Here is a 16,538-nt window from a genome sequence, read left to right as displayed (position 1 = left end):
TCCACTGGCGCGCAGAGGTGTTTGTGCCTTTGTGAAGGGCATATACGGAACACCGCACCACTGCACCTGCACGAAGGGAGCCCGCCGTGGACAAAGACGTCTCCGCGGGAAGCGGAATCACAACCGTGGCCGGTCGACTCGCCCTGTCCATCACCCTGTTGGCCTTCGGGCTGGGACATGCCGCCGTGATCGACGGCGTGTCAGCCGCTGACGCGGCATCAATCGCCGAGTACGTGGGGGGCATTGCGCTCTTCGTCGCCGGGCTCGTGGCCCTGCGCGAGGGTGACGCTGCCGGTGGTACGGCGTTCTCGGTGCTCGGGGCGCTGTGGTTCACATGGGCCGTGTCCGAGACCGCCTCCGGCAACGGGGCAGGGTTGTTCCTGCTGTTGTTCGCCCTGGTGGCGCTGTCCCTGACCCTCGCGGGCGGGGATCAGCTGGGGCAGGGCGTGCACGGGCTGTTCTTCGTCGCGCTGTTGCTCATGGCGGTCGCCGAGTTCGCCGGGAGCGAGGGGCTCGTGAAGGTGGGCGGGTGGTTCGCGGTGGCCGCGGGGGCGGTGGCCTGGTATGCGGCCACGGCCACGTTGGCGCACTGGCCGACCGTTCTTCCGCGACGCGCTGCCGGCCGGGGCGTGACGGCCACCGGGTAGCTGCGCGGGCCGGGGAGTTGGGCGGCTTCCCGGCGATGAGACGGACCCCCCGTGCAGGGTGGCAGCACGTGGGGGTCCGTTTTCGTTCGTCGGCCTGTGCGGGTGCGTTTGTGGTTGCTCGCGCCCCCGCGGCGGAGCCGCACATCGATGCAGGCCCGCGCCCCTAAAAGAGGGTCACTTACTCCACCGTCACCGACTTGGCCAGGTTCCGCGGCTTGTCGATGTCGCGGCCCAGGACCAGAGCGACGTGGTACGCCAGGAGCTGGAGCGGGATGCCCATGAGGATCGGGTCCAGCTCGTCCTCGTTCTTGGGGACGACGATCGTCTCGTCGGCCTTCTCCTGGGGCTGGTGGGCCACGGCGAGGATCTTGCCGCTGCGGGCCTTGATCTCCTCCATGGCGGCGCGGTTCTTCTCCAGCAGGTCGTCGTCGGGGACGATCGCGACCGTCGGCAGGGCCGGCTCGATCAGGGCCAGCGGGCCGTGCTTGAGCTCCGAGGCGGGGTAGGCCTCGGCGTGGATGTAGGAGATCTCCTTGAGCTTCAGGGAGGCCTCGCGGGCCACGGGGTAGCCCCGGACACGGCCGATGAAGAGCATCGAGCGGGCGTCGGCGAACTGCTGGGCCAGCTTCTTGACGTCCTCCTCCAGCTCCATGACCTCGGCGATCTGCGCGGGCAGCTTGCGCAGGCCCTCGATGATCCGCTTGCCGTCCCGGACCGACAGGTCGCGGGTGCGGCCGAGGTGGAGGGCGAGGAGGGCGAAGGCCACCGTGGTGTTGGTGAAGCACTTGGTGGAGACCACGCAGACCTCGGGGCCGGCGTGCACGTAGATGCCGCCGTCCGCCTCACGGGCGATGGCCGAGCCGACCACGTTCACCACACCCAGGACGCGCGCGCCCTTGCGCTTGAGCTCCTGCACGGCGGCCAGCACGTCGTAGGTCTCGCCGGACTGGGAGACCGCGACGTAGAGGGTGTCGGGGTCGACGACCGCGTTGCGGTAGCGGAACTCCGAGGCCGGCTCCGCGTCGGCGGGGATGCGCGCCAGCTGCTCGATCATCTGGGCGCCGATCATGCCCGCGTGGTACGAGGTGCCGCAGCCGAGGATCTTCACCCGGCGGATCCGCCGGGCCTCGCGGGCGTCCAGGTTCAGGCCGCCCAGGTGCACGGTGGAGAAGCGGTCGTCGATGCGGCCGCGCAGCACGCGGTCCACGGCGTCGGCCTGCTCGTGGATCTCCTTGTGCATGTACGTGTCGTGGCCGCCCATGTCGTAGGACGCGGCCTCCCACTCCACGGTGGTCGGCTCCGCCGTGGTGCGGGTGCCCTCGGTGGTGTAGGTGCGGAAGTCGTCGGCCTTGAGGGTGGCCATCTCGCCGTCGTCGAGGGTGACGATCTGCCGTGTGTGGGAGACCAGCGCGGCGATGTCGGAGGCGACGAACATCTCCTTCTCGCCGATGCCGAGGACGACCGGGGAGCCGTTGCGGGCGACGACGATCCGGTCGGAGAAGTCGGCGTGCATGACGGCGATGCCGTACGTGCCCTCGATCACCCGGAGGGTCTCGCGGACCTTGTCCTCCAGCTTGGGCGCCTGCGAGCGGGCGATGAGGTGGACCAGGACCTCGGTGTCGGTCTCGGACAGGAACTCGACACCGTCCGCCTCCAGCTTGCGGCGCAGGTCGGAGGCGTTGTCGATGATGCCGTTGTGGACGACGGCGACCTTGCCCTCGGCGTCCAGGTGCGGGTGCGCGTTCACGTCGGACGGGGCGCCGTGGGTGGCCCAGCGGGTGTGGGCGATGCCGGTCGTGCCCTTGAATCGGGCCGGGACCCTGGCCTCCAGGTCGCGGACGCGGCCCTTGGCCTTGACCATCTTCAGGCCGGACGTCTTCGGGGACGTGACGACGATGCCCGCGGAGTCGTAGCCCCGGTACTCCAGGCGCTGGAGGCCCTCCAGGAGGAGGGGCGCGACGTCACGCTTGCCGATGTAACCGACGATTCCGCACATGTATACGTATTCCTAGCCGTAGACGATGCGCCGCAGCTGCCGGAGCGAGAGCTCCGGCGGGGCCACCGCGCGGTACTTGAGGTCCGCCCCGATCCGTTCGAAGATCTCCGCGTTGACCAGGCCCTGGGCCTGGAGCTCGCGGTGGCGGCGACGGACGTATTCCTCGGTCGTCTCGTCGAAGTAGGCGAGCACGTCCTGGATCACACGCAGCGCCTCGCCCCGGCCGAGGGCGGTGGACCGCGTCAGATGATCAACGAGTTCGTCGTGCACTCGCTAGATCTTGGGCCACCGGCGGCGCTTTCGCAAGAAATCTGCCCGATTTCGGGCAGGCCTCCGTGGGGGGCTTTTGGGGGAACGTTGAACGTGTCATGAGTGCCTGTTCGTGATCCGTCCACCGGGCGTCCGGTATCCCGTTGCCCGAGGCGTCGATTTTTGGACGCCATGGACACTCCTCGTATGGGCGTACCCGAGCGGCTCGCCGAGCGCATGAGCATGGCCGAGCAGCACGAGTACCTGCGCACGAAGTTCTCCCGGCGCACGATGATCAGAGGCGGAGCCGTCACGCTCGGCGCCGTCGTGGGTGGCGCGTTCGTGCCCGGCGCCACCGCCCGGGCCGCCGTGCCGACGGCCCGCACCGCCCCGGCGACCGCATCCGTCGACGGCGCTCTCGTCGCCCCCTTCGGCCGCCACCTCGCCTACGGCACCGACCCGCGCACGGAGATGACCGTCTCCTGGCAGGTTCCCGTCGCCGTCAAGAAGCCGTTCATCCGGATCGGCGCCCACCCCTGGGACCTCTCCCGCAAGATCGACGCCGAGGTCCGCACCCTCTTCACGCCCGCCGGAGTCGGCGCGAGCGGCAACCACACCCAGTACTACGTCCACGCCAGGCTGAGCCGTCTGAAGCCGGGGCGGACGTACTACTACGGCGTCGGCCACCAGGGCTTCGACCCGGCCGCACCGCACCTGCTGGGCACCCTCGGCACCTTCACCACCGCCCCCGCGCACAAGGAGCCGTTCACCTTCACGGCCTTCGGCGACGAGGGCGTCAGCTACCACGCACTCGCCAACAACAGCCTGCTGCTCGGCCAGAACCCGGCCTTCCACCTGCACGCCGGTGACATCGCGTACGGCGACCCGACCGGCCAGGGCAGGACCGACGACACCGGCTTCGACTCCCGCGTCTGGGACCAGTTCCTCGCCCAGACCGAATCCGTCGCCAAGTCGGTCCCCTGGATGCCCGCCTACGGCAACCACGACATGGAGGCCTGGTACTCGCCCAACGGCTACGGCGGCGAAGAAGCCCGCTGGACACTGCCCGACAACGGCCCCGACAAGAAGAACCTGCCGGGCGTCTACTCCTTCGTCCACGGCAACACGGCGATCATCTCGCTCGACGCCAACGACATCTCCTTCGAGATCCCGGCCAACCTCGGCATCTCCGGCGGCACCCAGACGAAATGGCTGGAGGCCCAGCTGAAGAAGTACCGGGCCTCCCACGACATCGACTTCATCGTCGTGTTCTTCCACCACTGCGCCTACTGCACCTCCACCTCCCACGCCTCCGAGGGCGGGGTCCGGCAGGAGTGGGTGCCGCTGTTCGAGAAGTACACCGTGGACCTGGTCATCAACGGCCACAACCACCAGTACGAGCGCACCGACGTGATCAAGGGGAACAAGGTCGCCAAGAAGCTCCCGATCGGCGGCACGGCCTACCCCGAGACCGACGGCGTGGTCTACGTGACCGCCGGTGCGGCCGGACGCAGCCTCTACGCGTTCAGCGCCCCGCTGTCCTACGAGGGCAACGAACACGACGTCGACTCCGTCGCCTCGTTCGTCAACGTCAAGGGCGGCAAGCAGAACGAGACCGTCGCCTGGTCCCGGGTGCGCTACCTCGACTACTCCTTCCTGCGCGTGGACGTCACCCCCGCGCCGAAGGGACGCCTGGCCACGCTGACGGTGCGCGGCATCGCGGAGAGCGGTGACCAGGTCGACCACTTCACGGTGGCGCGCCGGGCCAAGTAACCGCGAGCGGCCTCGGCGGACGCGACCGGAGCGGAAGGCGGCTCCGGTGGGGGCTTGTCGCGCAGTTCCCCGCGCCCCCGAGGGGGCGCCTCCTGACGGAACGATGACGGGCACCCCGGAGGACCGTACCCCGGGGTGCCCGTCCGTCTCCGGGTCAGAAGCCCGCGATCGGGTTCTTCAGGTTGCCCACCAGCTGGAGGGCGCCCGACGGGTCGGACAGGTCCACCATCTGCTCGTTGTTGCGGAGCTGGAGGCGGTTGAGGCAGGAGAGGGCGAACTCGGGGGCGAACATGTCGTACTGCTCGAACCGCTCGGCGAGTTCGGGCTTCGACTCCTGGTAGGCGCGGGTGACCTCCGCGACCGTGCGCCAGAAGTCGTCCTCCGCCAGAACCCCCTCCGAGGCGAGGTTCGCCGCGAGGAAGCGGAAGAAGCAGTCGAAGACGTCCGTGAAGATCGACAGGAGTTTCTTGTCCTCCGGGACCTCCACCCGCAGCCGCTCCACCGCCGGCGGCAGTACCGCGTCCGGGTCCATGACCGCGATCTCCTCGGCGATGTCCTTGTAGATCGCGCGCTGCACCACCCCGTCCTTCAGCACCAGGATGACGTTCTCGCCGTGCGGCATGAACACCAGGTCGTAGGCGTAGAAGCTGTGCAGGAGGGGCGTGAAGTAGGCCTGGAGGTAGCGGCGCAGCCACTCCTTCGGGGCGAGGCCCGACTGCTCGATCAGCGCGCCCGCGACGGACGCACCGTCGTGGTCGACGTGGACCAGGGACGCCATGGTGGCCAGGGACTCGCCCTCACCCAGCGACGGCACGGGGCTCTCCCGCCACAGCGCGGCGAGCATCTTGCGGTACGGCGAGTAGCGGTCCGTCGCCTGCTCGTACTCCAGGTGCCGGTAACCGACGGCCGCGCGCTCCCGGATGATCGACAGGCCGGTGGACCGGAGCACCGGGTCGCCCTCGATGAGCTGGGCCAGCCAGTCGTTGATCGCCGGCGTCGCCTCCATGTAGGCCGCCGACAGCCCGCGCATGAAGCCCATGTTGATGACCGACAGGGCTGTCTTGACGTAGTGCTTCTCGGGGCTGGTCCGGTTGAAGAACGTCCGGATGGACTGCTGGGCCAGGTACTCGTCGTCACCCTCGCCCAGGCACACCAGGTGCCGGCGGGCCACCTCGGCCGCGAAGGTGACGCTGAGCTTGTTCCACCACTGCCAGGGGTGGACCGGGATGAACAGGTAGTCGGCCGGGTCGAGGTCCTGCTCGCGCAGGACGCCGTGGAAGCGCTCGACGGTCTCCGCGCCCAGTTCCTCGCGCAGGAACGACTCGTACTCGATGCCGACACCGGCCGTGAACGCGGCACGCGACCGGTGCGCGGCCAGCCACACCAGGCGGACCGGGCTCGCCGTCTCCGGCGCGTACGACAGGTACTCGTGGATGCCGAAGCCGAGCCGGCCGTTGTTGGCGACGAAGCAGGGGTGGCCCTCGGTCATCCCCGTCTCGATGGCCTGGAAGCCGGCGCGGGCCAGTTCGGCCGCCGTGGTCTTCGGCTTGGTGAGCTTGTAGCAGGTGCCGGAGAGGGTGGAGGAGATCTCCTCCAGGTAGACCGGCAGGATGTCGTCACTCAGGCCGAGGGACTTCTGCAGTTCGATGAAGAAGTCCAGCGCGGCCAGCGGGACCTCGGTGCCGTCCCGGTGGCGGGTGATCGACTCGGCGTCGACCTGCCAGTGGTCCAGGGCGCGGCGGGTCGAGGAGAAGCGGTAGCTCGTCAGGCCGTCGTCGCTGCGGACGACGTAACTCTCCCCGTCCTGCTCGGGGGTGATCAGCCGCTCGTGCGCGAACTCGGCGAGCGCTTTGCGGATCAGGAGGCGGTTGGCCCGCGCCCAGCGGTGGGGGGACAGATGCGCTACGGCGTCGGACAGGGTCATACGGCTACTCCTCGGGCGGCCAGGAACTGTGCGCGCGTGCAGAAGCTCAGCAGCGCGCGCTTCTCCGGCTTGTCGATCTCACGCTCGGCCACGAAGCCGACGGCCTCGTTGAGCGCGTGCACTGCCTTGTTGCTCACGTCGGGCTCCACCACGACCCGGCGGGTGCGCGGGTCGGCGAACAGCTCGTCCATCACGGTGGTGATGACGGCCCGGGTGAAGCCGTGGATCGGCCGGTCGGTCGGCGCGACCAGGAAGTGCATGCCGACGTCGCCGGGCTCCGGCTCGTACAGGCCGGCCAGCTCGACGTACCGGGGGTCGTACTTCTCCATCAGGAACGCCGGCCGGCCCTCGTGCAGACCGAGGTAGGCGTCGTGGTGCTCGTGCGCGGCGATCCGCATGTACTCGCGCTCGACGTCCTGGAGTTCGGCGTCCTGCATCATCCAGTAGGCCGCCTTGGGGTGGGTGACCCAGGAGTGCAGCAGCCCGGCGTCCTTCAGCGGGTCGAGGGGGCGGACGGTGAGCGTTCCGATACCGGGGGCGGCGCTCATACGGCGAACTCCTGGAACGCGATCGTCTTCTCCACCGGGTAGTACTCGCTGCCGAGCAGCTCGCGGATGATGTACGCGTTCCGGTAGGGGCCCATGCCGAGGTCGGGGCTGGTGATGCTGTGCGTGTGGACCCCGGCGTTCTGCAGGAAGATCCCGCGGCCGGTGACGTCGATCGCGTAGTTGCGGGCGACGTCGAAGTTGCCCTGCGAGTCGTAGACCAGGCGGTCCTTGACCGGCGCGAGGAACTCGGGTTCGGCGTACTTGTAGCCCGTGGCCAGGACCAGGCCCTGCGACTCCAGCTCGAAGTCCTTGCCCTGCTCCTCCTGGCGGAAACCGAGGGTGTAGGTGCCGTTCTCGTAGCGCGCGCTGTTCAGCGCGGAGTTGGTGAGCAGCCGGGTGGGGACGGGGCCGGAGAGGTTCTTCTGGTAGAGCAGGTCGAAGATCTCGTTGATGAGGTCGCCGTCGATGCCCTTGAACAGACCCTTCTGCTCGGCCGTGAGGCGGTAGCGGGTCGCCTCGGGCAGCTCGCGGAAGTAGTCGACGTACTCCGGGGACGTCATCTCCAGCGTGAGCTTGGTGTACTCCAGCGGGAAGAAGCGCGGGGAGCGGGTGACCCAGTTCAGCCGGTAGCCGTGGACGTCGATCTCGCTGAGCAGGTCGTAGTAGATCTCGGCCGCCGACTGGCCCGAGCCGACCAGGGTGATCGAGTCCTTCTTCTGCAGCTCCGCCTTGCCGGCCAGGTAGCGGGAGTTGTGGATGAAGTCGCCGCCCAGGCCTTGGCAGGCCTCGGGTATGTAGGGCGGGGTGCCGGTGCCGAGGACCAGGTGACGGGCCCGGTAGGTGTCTCCGGCGGTGGTCCGCACGACGTAGAGCTCGTCCTCGTACGTCACCTCGGCGACCGTCGTGCCGAAGCGGATGCTGCTCAGTTTGCCCGCGGCCCAGCGGCAGTAGTCGTCGTACTCGACGCGCAGCGGGTAGAAGTTCTCGCGGATGTAGAACGAGTAGAGCCGGCCCTTCTCCTTCAGGTAGTTCAGGAAGGAGTACGGGGACGTCGGGTCGGCGAGGGTGACCAGGTCCGACATGAACGGGGTCTGGAGGTGGGCACCGTCCAGGAACATGCCGGCGTGCCATTCGAAGTCGGGCTTCGACTCCAGGAAGACGCCGTCGAGTTCGTCGATCGGCTCGGTCAGGCAGGCCAGGCCGAGGTTGAAGGGGCCGAGCCCGATCCCCACGAAGTCGTGGGTTCTGGTCGGGTTGTCAGGACGCGCGGTCAAGGGACTCTCCCAGGTACTGCTCGGCGTGGCCGGCGATCAGATCGAGGACGGCGGCGATGTCGGACGCCTGCGTCTCGGGGTTGAGCAGGGTGAACTTCAGGTAGTGGCGGCCGCCGACCTTGGTGCCCGCGACGATGGCGTCACCGGAGGCGAACAGGGCCTTGCGGGCGTAGAGGTTGGCGCGGTCGATCTCGGCGGGGTCGGTGACGGCCGCCGGGATGTAGCGGAAGACCAGCGTCGACAGGCTCGGCTCGACGACGACGTCGAAGCGCGGGTCGGCGGCGATCATCCGCCAGCCTTCCCGGGCCAGGTCGCACACCTCGTCGAAGAGCTGCCCGATGCCGTCGGCGCCCATGGTCCGCAGGGTCATCCACAGCTTGAGGGCGTCGAAGCGGCGGGTGGTCTGCAGGGACTTGTCGACCTGGTTGGGGATGCGCTCCTCGACCATGCGGCGCGGGTTGAGGTACTCGGCGTGGTAGGTGGCGTGGCGCAGCGTGGCGGCGTCCCGCACCAGCACCGCCGAGGAACTCACCGGCTGGAAGAAGGACTTGTGGTAGTCGACGGTGACCGAGTCGGCGCGCTCGATGCCGCTGATGCGGTCCCGGTGCTTCAGTGAGGCCAGCAGGCCGCAGCCGTACGCGGCGTCGACGTGCATCCAGGTGCCGAACTGCTCGCACAGCTCGGCGATCTCGGGCAGCGGGTCGATGGAGCCGAAGTCGGTGGTGCCGGCGGTGGCGACGACGGCCATGGGGACGAGACCGTCCTGCGCGCAGCGCTCCAGTTCGCGGGCGAGGGCGACGGTCTGCATGCGCTTGTCGTGGTCGACGGGTATGGAGACCACGGCGTCCTGGCCGAGGCCGAGCAGCTTCGCGGACTTCTTCACGCTGAAGTGGCTGACCTCGGAGGCGAAGATGCGCAGCCGGCCGAGGTCGTTGCTCTTGGCCTCCTCGCGGGCCAGCAGCAGCGCCTGGAGGTTGGACTGGGTGCCGCCGGAGGTGAACACGCCGTCGGCGGCCGGGCCGAGGCCGATCCGTTCGGTCGTCCAGTCGATCAGCTTCCGCTCGATGAGCGTGCCGCCGGCCGACTGGTCCCAGGTGTCCAGGGAGGAGTTCACGGCGGACAGGACGGCCTCGCCGAGCACGGCCGGGATGACGACCGGGCAGTTCAGGTGGGCCAGGTAGCGGGGGTGGTGGAAGTAGATCGCGTCCCGGAGGTAGACGTCCTCCAGTTCGTCGAGCACCGCGGTGGTGTCGTGCAGCGGCTGGTCGAGGTCGATCTCGTCGATGCGGGGGGAGAGGGCGTCGACGCTGATGCCGGTGAACGGCCGGTCGGTGGCGGCGAGTTTGGCGGCCACCCGCTCGACTCCTTCGGTCACGGAGCGGCGGTACTGCTCCGCGGTGGCGTCGTTGAGCAGGTGCGAGCGCATGTGCGGGTCCTCCGGTGGGGACAGTCCGGTGCGGGACAGGGTGGGCTGGTCTCCGTCCAACTTAGGCAAGCCTAACCTAAGTCGATCAGTCTCGGCGTTCGCCCTGCCGTGACTGTGGTCACGTGGGGCACGTCGGTCGGACGGGGGCCGCGGTTACGCCTCGGCGCGCAGCTGCTCCTCGCTCATGCCGCGGCGCCAATAACCGACGAACGTCACCCTGCGCCGGTCGATCCCGAGTTCGCGCACGAAGTGCCGGCGCAACTCCTTCACGCATCCGGACTCGCCGGCGATCCAGACGTACGGCCGCTCGGCCGACGGCAGCGGGGTCTCGCGCAGGGCGCGGAGGGCCATGGGGGACCCCTCGACGGTCCCCTCCTCCTTGACCAGCCAGGTGATGTCGGCGTCGGCCAGGGTCACCAGGTCCTGGATGTCGCCGGCGTGCGGGACCTCCAGCCAGACCCGGGCGCGGGTGCCGGCCGGGAGCGACTCGACGATGGCGGAGGCGGCCGGGACGGCGGTCTCGTCGCCCCAGACGACGACCAGATCGGTGTCCCCGGGCGGCCGGAAGCGGATCGCCCGGTTGTCGGCGACGGCCGGGCCGAGCAGCAGGACCCGGTCCCCGGCGGTGGCGCGGGCGGCCCAGCGGGAGGCTGGGCCGGCCTGGACGGAGGCGTCCGGTCCGATGCCGTGCAGGGCGAAGTCGATGTCGATCTCGTCCGGGTCCCGGCGCAGGCCGCGCAGGGTGTACGAGCGCATCACGGCCCGCACGTCGTCCGGGAGTTCACGCCAGCCTTGCCACCAGCCGTCCCCGAGCTCGAGCGGGACGACCGGCTCGGGCTGACCCGGGTGCGGCAGGAACAGGGACAGGGACTGGTCCTGGCCGTCGGAGTGGAACGCGTGCAGATCCGGACCCCCGAAGGTGACGCGGACCAGGGACGGACCGAGCCGCCTCGTCCGCAGGACCTGGAGGGAGAAGAAACGGAACGGGGCGGCTACGGCGGTGGTCATGTCGACTCCTGAGTCGGGGTCGGGCAGGGGGGATGCCGGCCTGCTCGGGGGTGCGGGGGAGGGGCGAGGGCCGGGCGGCCGCGACGGGGCCCGTACGCGCGCCCGGAGGCTCGGTGCGCGCGGAGGCCGCGACGGGCCGAACGCGCCCCCGAAGGCTCGGCGTACGCGGAGGCCGCAGCAGGCCCGTACGCGCCCCCGGAGGCTCGGCGCGCCCTGGCGGAGGCGTCAGGCGACCTTCTTGGCGCTCTCGATCGCCTTGGCGAGGTTCTCGACCAGAGGGGTGCACTTGTCGTACGACAGGATCGGCTCGGGCGAACGCGCGATGACCTGGCCGGCCTTGACCGCCGGGAGCTTCTTCCAGGTGGCCTCGGTGATGTCGGCCGGCTGGATGGTCGAGGCGCGGTCGTCCATCATGATGATGTCGGCCGGGTACTTGTCGACGTTCTCCCAGCTGAGGTTCTCGAACCAGCCGCCGTTGGCCTCCATGGCCTTCTTCGGGGGCTCGACGAAGTTCACGCCGAGGGCCTTGAAGTACTCCAGGTCGATGGAGAAGTTGGAGCCGGAGACGTAGAAGATGGCGTCCGAGGCGGACCCGGCCATCACCTTGATCTCGGGGCGGGACTTGGCGGCCTTGCGCAGACGCTCGGAGGCGGCCTCGAACCGCTTCTTCGCCTCGACGACCTTCGCGTCCTTCAGGTCGGCGCCGAGCGACCCGGCGAGCTCGGCCATGCGCTGCAGCGGCTTCGGCATCTGACGGTCGAAGACCGAGACGGCCACGCTCGGGGCGAGCTTGGCGATCTTGTCCTTGGACGCCTCCGGGACGTACCAGAGGGTGCCGGCGGCGTCGAAGGTGGTGGTGATGAGCACCTCGGGCTGGAAGGCCGCGTACTTCTCGACGTTGAACTCGTCGTAGCGGTTGCCGAAGACGGTCAGCTTGCTGACGTCCATGTCGCCGGCCTGGACATCGGCCTTGCCATCCTCGGTCTTCGTCGGGCCGAAGACGCCCTTGACCTCGATGCCGTAGTCGTACAGGGCGGCGGCGACACCGGTGAACGCGACGATCTTCGTGGGGACCTGGTCCAGGCTCACGGACTTGCCGCGGTCGTCCTTGAAGGACCAGGGGCCGGACTTGGCGGCACCCTTCGCGTCCGAGCCGCCGTCCTTGGAGTCCTCACTGCCACACGCGGTCACGAGGGCGCCGAGCCCGAGAGCGCCACCGGCGGCGAGCAGGCCGCGGCGGGAGAGACGGGCGGTTCTGGCGTTCGACATGACTGGGTCTGCTTTCGTGCGTACGGAGCCACTGCAGGCATGGCCGACAGCCCCGTGGCTGAGATCATGCTTAGGTTAGCCTAACCTGAGGATCTGTCCAGGGGGTCCTGGGGTGTGTGCCCGGGGGCGGGGTGGGAATGCCCTGGGGTGCGGTGATCCCCGTCACCGGGAGGCCGGCCTCCCGCTCGGCGCGCCGGCTATGAGGCGAGCGGCGTCCACGCGGTAGGAGATGGGCGAACCCGTCGAGTAGCACGGGTCTGACGAGTGGCTGGCCGACGAGTCCGTCCGGCGCGTTCTGCCGACGCCGCGACCTCGGCCTGCGAGCGTTTCGAAAGCCCCACCGGCCAGAAGCCGGTGGGGCTTTCGGTGCTCGATGCGTTGAATCAGCCCGCCAACCCCAACTCCCGCGCGATCAGCATGCGCTGGACCTCGCTCGTGCCCTCGCCGATCTCCAGGATCTTGGAGTCGCGCCACATGCGGGCGACCGGGTACTCGTTCATGAAGCCGTAGCCGCCGTGGATCTGGGTGGCCTCGCGGGCGTTGTCCACCGCGACCGTGGAGGAGTGGAGTTTCGCCAGGGCCGCTTCCTTCTTGAAGGAGGCGCCGGAGACCAGGCGGGCCGCCGCGTCGCGCCAGGCCAGGCGGGCCGTGTGGGCCTTCATCTCCATGTCCGCGATCTTGAACTGGATGGCCTGGTTCGCCGCGATCGGCTTGCCGAACGCGTGGCGTTCCTTGGCGTACTTGACCGACTCGTCGACGCAGCCCTGCGCCAGACCCGTCGCCAGGGCCGCGATCGCGATGCGGCCCTCGTCGAGGATGCGCAGGAACTGGGCGTAGCCGCGGCCCTCCTCGCCCAGGAGGTTCTCCGCCGGGACGCGGACGTCCGTGAAGGACAGCTCGCGGGTGTCCGAGGCGTTCCAGCCGACCTTCGAGTAAGGGGCCGCCACCGTGAAGCCGGGCGTGCCGGACGGGACGATGATCGAGGAGATCTGCGGCCTGCCGTCGGGCTTGCGGCCGGTGACCGCCGTGACCGTCACCAGGCCCGTGATGTCCGTCCCCGAGTTGGTGATGAAGCACTTCGTGCCGTTGATCACCCATTCGTTCGTGGCGGAGTCGAGGCGGGCCGTCGTGCGGGTCGCGCCCGCGTCGCTGCCGCCGTCCGGCTCCGTCAGGCCGAACGCGCCCAGGACCTCGCCCGAGCAGAGGCGGGGGAGCCACTCCCGCTTCTGCGCCTCGGTGCCGTAGAGGTGGATCGGCATCGCGCCCAGCGAGACGCCGGCCTCCAGGGTGATGGCGATCGAGGAGTCGACCCGCGCCAGTTCCTCCAGGGCCACGCCGAGCGCCAGGTAGTCACCGCCCATGCCGCCGTACTCCTCGGGGAACGGCAGGCCGAACAGGCCCATACGGCCCATCTCGCGGACGATCTCGTAGGGGAACTCGTGCCGCTCGTAGAAGTCGCCGATCTTCGGCGCCACCACCTCGTGCGCGAACTCCTCGACCGTACGGCGGAGTTCCTCCAGTTCGGGGGAGAGACGGTAGTCCATCGTGATCAGTGCTCCTCGGTGTCCTCGTGGGACAGGGCTCGGACGGTGCGGGACGGGCTGGGTCGGCCCAGGTGGGCGGCCATCCACGCGCTTGTGGCGACGAGGCGGCCGAGGTCGATTCCGGTGTCGATGCCGAGCCCCCGCAGCATCCACACGAGGTCTTCGGTGGCGAGGTTGCCGGTGGCCGACTTGGCGTAGGGGCAGCCGCCCAGGCCGCCCGCGGAGGCGTCGATCGTCGTGACGCCCTGCTGCAGCGCCGCGAGGGTGTTGGCGAGGGCCTGGCCGTAGGTGTCGTGGAAGTGGACGCCGAGGGCGGACACCGGGACGCCCGCCTCATCCAGGGCGGCCAGGAGTGCGACCACGTGGCCCGGGGTCGCCACACCGATCGTGTCGCCCAGGCTCAGCTCGTCGCAGCCCATGTCCAGCAGGGCGCGGCAGACCCGCACCACCCGGTCGATCGGGACCCCGCCCTCCCAGGGGTCGCCGAAGCACATCGAGAGGTAACCGCGGACATGGACCGCATCGGCCTTCGCGCGGGCCACCACCGGCTCGAACATCGCCAGCGCCTCGTCCACCGTGCGGTTGAGGTTGGCCTTGGCGAAGGACTCCGTGGCACTGGCGAAGACGGCCACCCGGCGGGCGCCGAGCGCCAGCGCGCGGTTCAGGCCTCGCTCGTTCGGGACGAGGACCGGGAGCGCGACGGGCAGGTCGGCGACCATCGGGAACAGCGCTTCCGCGTCCGCCAGTTGGGGGACCCACTTGGGGTGGACGAAGCTCGTCGCCTCGATCGTCGTCAGGCCGGCCTCGGCCAGGCGGTGGATGAACCGCGCCTTGACCTCCGTGGGGACCGTCGCCTTCTCGTTCTGCAGGCCGTCCCGGGCGCCGACCTCGTGGATGCGGACCCGGGTGGGCAGGTCCCTGCTCGGGACGACCATCGGAAGTCCGGGGACTGTCATTCCGCCGCCTCCTCTCGCGGTGCGATGACCGCCAGCACCTGGTCCATGGCGACCGTGGTGCCCGGGGCCACGTCCAGTTCGGTGACCTTTCCGGCGTGCGGCGCGGAGATGACGTGCTCCATCTTCATCGCCTCCACCACCAGCAGGCTCTGACCGGCGCTCACCTCGTCGCCGACCGCGACCTTCACCACCGTCACCGTGCCGGGCATCGGGGCGGTCAGCGAGTCGGCGCCCGCGTGGGCGGCGCGGGTGAGGGACGCGGCGACCGGGTCGTGGTCGCGTACGTGCCAGGCGTCGCCGTCGCGGCCGAGCCAGTCGGCGGCGCGGTGGAAGGTGTGGCGGACGCCGTCCAGCGTGACGCAGACCCGGTCGGCGGTGACCGTGGCCGTGCCCCGCGGGGTGTACTCCAGGGGCTCCTGCACCCGCAGGGGGAAGACCGGCGGCTTCGGCTCGCCGCCCAGGCGCCAGCCGCTCGGGACCGAGAAGGGGTCCGTCCAGCCGCCCGGTTCGGGCTTCAGGGCCTCCAGGCGTACGGCCGCCGCCGCCTCGTACACCTCCTCCGGCACGTCCGTCGGGACCAGGTCCTCCACCTCGCGCTCGACCAGGCCGGTGTCCATGTCGCCGGAGACCACCGCCGGGTGGGCGAGCAGGCGCCGCAGGAACCCGGCGTTCGTCTGCACGCCGAGCGTGACCGTCTCCGCCAGGGCCGCGCGGAGCTTGCGCAGGGCCGTCGCACGGTCGGGGCCGTACGCGATGACCTTGGAGAGCATCGGGTCGTAGAGGCTGCCGACCTCCGTGCCCTCGGTGAGGCCCGAGTCGGTGCGGACGCCGTCGCCCTGCGGCTCGCGCAGCCTCAGCACCGTGCCGCCCGAGGGGAGGAAACCGCGCGCCGGGTCCTCGGCGCAGATGCGCGCCTCCACCGCGTGACCGGTCAGCCGTACGTCCGTCTGGGTGAAGCCGAGCGGCTCCCCGGCCGCCACGCGCAGCTGCCACTCGACCAGGTCCAGGCCGGTGATCAGCTCCGTGACCGGGTGTTCCACCTGGAGGCGGGTGTTCATCTCCATGAAGTAGTACGACGACGGGTCGTTACCGGGGACGATGAACTCCACGGTGCCCGCGCCCCGGTAACCGCAGGAGCGGGCCGCCTGGACCGCCGCCTCGCCCATCGCGGCACGCGTCTCCTCGTCGAGGAGCACGCTCGGCGCCTCCTCGATGATCTTCTGGTGGCGGCGCTGGAGGGAGCACTCGCGCTCGCCGAGGTGGACCACGTTGCCGTGGCCGTCGGCCAGGACCTGGATCTCGATGTGGCGGGGGCGGTCGATCCAGCGTTCCACCAGGAGCGTGTCGTCGCCGAAGGAGGCACGGGCCTCGCGGCGGGCCGAGGCGATCTCGTCCTCCAGCCGGGTGAGGTCCCGCACCAGGCGCATGCCCTTGCCGCCGCCGCCCGCGCTGGGCTTCAGCAGGACGGGCGCACCGAGCTCGCGGGCCGCCTCGGCCAGGCCGGGGTCGCGCCCGCCGGGCACGACCGGTACTCCGGCCTCCTGGACCGTCTCCTTGGCGCGGATCTTGTCGCCCATCAGCGCGATCGCGTCCGCCGGGGGGCCGATGAAGACCAGTCCGGCCTCGGCGCAGGCGCGCGCGAAGGCGGCGTTCTCGGCGAGGAAGCCGTAGCCGGGGTGGACGGCCTGCGCGCCCGTGCGGGCCGCTGCCTGAAGCAGGCGCTCCACCGAGAGGTAGCTCTCGGACGCGGGGGCCGGGCCGATCCTGACCGCCGTGTCCGCCTCGCGGACGTGCCGGGCGTCGGCGTCCGCGTCGGAGAAGACGGCCACCGAGCGCACGCCCATCGACCGCAGCGTCCGGATGACGCGTACGGCGATCTCGCCCCGGTTGGCCACCAGTACTGTCTCGAACATCGTCGTCCGTC

13 protein-coding genes are annotated in these 16,538 nt (G+C 70.1%); 2 read left to right on the top strand and 11 right to left on the bottom strand.

The window, feature by feature from the left end; translation table 11 throughout:
- The first annotated feature begins 86 nt into the window (after window positions 1-86).
- A complete protein-coding gene (locus AB0F04_RS06120) occupies window positions 87-647 on the top strand; it encodes a GPR1/FUN34/YaaH family transporter (protein ID WP_362038264.1) in 561 nt (186 codons plus the stop codon).
- Between the two features lie 178 nt (window positions 648-825).
- Here the strand turns inward: AB0F04_RS06120 and glmS are convergent, their stop codons facing one another.
- Together glmS and AB0F04_RS06110 are read right to left on the bottom strand one after the other, a co-directional pair.
- A complete protein-coding gene (gene glmS, locus AB0F04_RS06115; RefSeq protein WP_362038262.1) occupies window positions 826-2,643 on the bottom strand; it encodes a glutamine--fructose-6-phosphate transaminase (isomerizing) in 1,818 nt (605 codons plus the stop codon).
- Between the two features lie 12 nt (window positions 2,644-2,655).
- Entirely contained in the window at window positions 2,656-2,913 is a 258-nt protein-coding gene (locus AB0F04_RS06110; RefSeq protein WP_352098058.1) for a hypothetical protein, read from the bottom strand.
- 186 nt (window positions 2,914-3,099) lie between these two features.
- Here AB0F04_RS06110 and AB0F04_RS06105 point away from each other — a divergent pair, with 186 nt between their 5' ends.
- Complete coding sequence (locus AB0F04_RS06105; RefSeq protein WP_362038259.1) at window positions 3,100-4,665, top strand: metallophosphoesterase family protein; 1,566 nt, start codon at window positions 3,100-3,102, stop codon at window positions 4,663-4,665.
- Window positions 4,666-4,819: 154 nt separating this feature from the next.
- Here the strand turns inward: AB0F04_RS06105 and AB0F04_RS06100 are convergent, their stop codons facing one another.
- The 9 genes from AB0F04_RS06100 to AB0F04_RS06060 all read right to left on the bottom strand — a co-directional run bounded on the left by AB0F04_RS06100 (window position 4,820) and on the right by AB0F04_RS06060 (window position 16,527).
- On the bottom strand, window positions 4,820-6,589 hold the full coding sequence (locus AB0F04_RS06100) for an IucA/IucC family siderophore biosynthesis protein (RefSeq protein WP_362038257.1): 1,770 nt from the start codon (window positions 6,587-6,589) through the stop codon (window positions 4,820-4,822).
- On the bottom strand, window positions 6,586-7,137 hold the full coding sequence (locus tag AB0F04_RS06095) for a GNAT family N-acetyltransferase (RefSeq protein ID WP_362038255.1): 552 nt from the start codon (window positions 7,135-7,137) through the stop codon (window positions 6,586-6,588). The genes AB0F04_RS06100 and AB0F04_RS06095 overlap by 4 nt, the downstream gene beginning before the upstream one ends.
- Window positions 7,134-8,411: a lysine N(6)-hydroxylase/L-ornithine N(5)-oxygenase family protein gene (locus tag AB0F04_RS06090; protein ID WP_362038253.1), complete on the bottom strand. Its 1,278-nt coding sequence runs from the start codon at window positions 8,409-8,411 to the stop codon at window positions 7,134-7,136. Before AB0F04_RS06090 ends, AB0F04_RS06095 begins: the two co-directional genes overlap by 4 nt.
- The gene (gene desA, locus AB0F04_RS06085; protein WP_362038684.1) at window positions 8,395-9,837 is read right to left on the bottom strand and encodes a lysine decarboxylase DesA; all 1,443 of its coding nucleotides are present in this window, start codon (window positions 9,835-9,837) and stop codon (window positions 8,395-8,397) included. The genes AB0F04_RS06090 and desA overlap by 17 nt, the downstream gene beginning before the upstream one ends.
- A 153-nt stretch (window positions 9,838-9,990) precedes the next feature.
- Window positions 9,991-10,845, bottom strand: coding sequence for a siderophore-interacting protein (locus tag AB0F04_RS06080; protein WP_362038251.1), 855 nt, complete (start codon window positions 10,843-10,845; stop codon window positions 9,991-9,993).
- A 225-nt stretch (window positions 10,846-11,070) separates the two neighbouring features.
- Window positions 11,071-12,114 (bottom strand): ABC transporter substrate-binding protein, encoded by a 1,044-nt coding sequence (locus tag AB0F04_RS06075; protein ID WP_362038249.1) that lies wholly within the window; start codon window positions 12,112-12,114, stop codon window positions 11,071-11,073.
- A 383-nt stretch (window positions 12,115-12,497) separates the two neighbouring features.
- Window positions 12,498-13,658: an acyl-CoA dehydrogenase family protein gene (locus tag AB0F04_RS06070; RefSeq protein ID WP_362038247.1), complete on the bottom strand. Its 1,161-nt coding sequence runs from the start codon at window positions 13,656-13,658 to the stop codon at window positions 12,498-12,500.
- A gap of 5 nt (window positions 13,659-13,663) precedes the next feature.
- Window positions 13,664-14,614, bottom strand: coding sequence for a hydroxymethylglutaryl-CoA lyase (locus AB0F04_RS06065; protein ID WP_362038245.1), 951 nt, complete (start codon window positions 14,612-14,614; stop codon window positions 13,664-13,666).
- A complete protein-coding gene (locus tag AB0F04_RS06060) occupies window positions 14,611-16,527 on the bottom strand; it encodes an acetyl/propionyl/methylcrotonyl-CoA carboxylase subunit alpha (RefSeq protein ID WP_362038243.1) in 1,917 nt (638 codons plus the stop codon). Before AB0F04_RS06060 ends, AB0F04_RS06065 begins: the two co-directional genes overlap by 4 nt.
- Window positions 16,528-16,538 lie beyond the last annotated feature (11 nt).

Origin of the sequence: Streptomyces sp. NPDC029041 (genome assembly GCF_040637515.1) — a bacterium.
Lineage (GTDB): Bacteria > Actinomycetota > Actinomycetes > Streptomycetales > Streptomycetaceae > Streptomyces.
This window is presented reverse-complemented; position numbering and strand designations above follow the sequence as displayed.

What these genes read in the sequence shown, in the direction of transcription:
- glmS (WP_362038262.1), bottom strand. Translation starts at nt 2,643, where the DNA reads ATGTGCGGAATCGTCGGTTACATCGGCAAGCGTGACGTCGCGCCCCTC.
- AB0F04_RS06105 (WP_362038259.1), top strand. Translation starts at nt 3,100, where the DNA reads ATGGGCGTACCCGAGCGGCTCGCCGAGCGCATGAGCATGGCCGAGCAG.
- AB0F04_RS06100 (WP_362038257.1), bottom strand. Translation starts at nt 6,589, where the DNA reads ATGACCCTGTCCGACGCCGTAGCGCATCTGTCCCCCCACCGCTGGGCG.
- AB0F04_RS06095 (WP_362038255.1), bottom strand. Translation starts at nt 7,137, where the DNA reads ATGAGCGCCGCCCCCGGTATCGGAACGCTCACCGTCCGCCCCCTCGAC.
- desA (WP_362038684.1), bottom strand. Translation starts at nt 9,837, where the DNA reads ATGCGCTCGCACCTGCTCAACGACGCCACCGCGGAGCAGTACCGCCGC.
- AB0F04_RS06080 (WP_362038251.1), bottom strand. Translation starts at nt 10,845, where the DNA reads ATGACCACCGCCGTAGCCGCCCCGTTCCGTTTCTTCTCCCTCCAGGTC.
- AB0F04_RS06075 (WP_362038249.1), bottom strand. Translation starts at nt 12,114, where the DNA reads ATGTCGAACGCCAGAACCGCCCGTCTCTCCCGCCGCGGCCTGCTCGCC.
- AB0F04_RS06070 (WP_362038247.1), bottom strand. Translation starts at nt 13,658, where the DNA reads ATGGACTACCGTCTCTCCCCCGAACTGGAGGAACTCCGCCGTACGGTC.
- AB0F04_RS06065 (WP_362038245.1), bottom strand. Translation starts at nt 14,614, where the DNA reads ATGACAGTCCCCGGACTTCCGATGGTCGTCCCGAGCAGGGACCTGCCC.
- AB0F04_RS06060 (WP_362038243.1), bottom strand. Translation starts at nt 16,527, where the DNA reads ATGTTCGAGACAGTACTGGTGGCCAACCGGGGCGAGATCGCCGTACGC.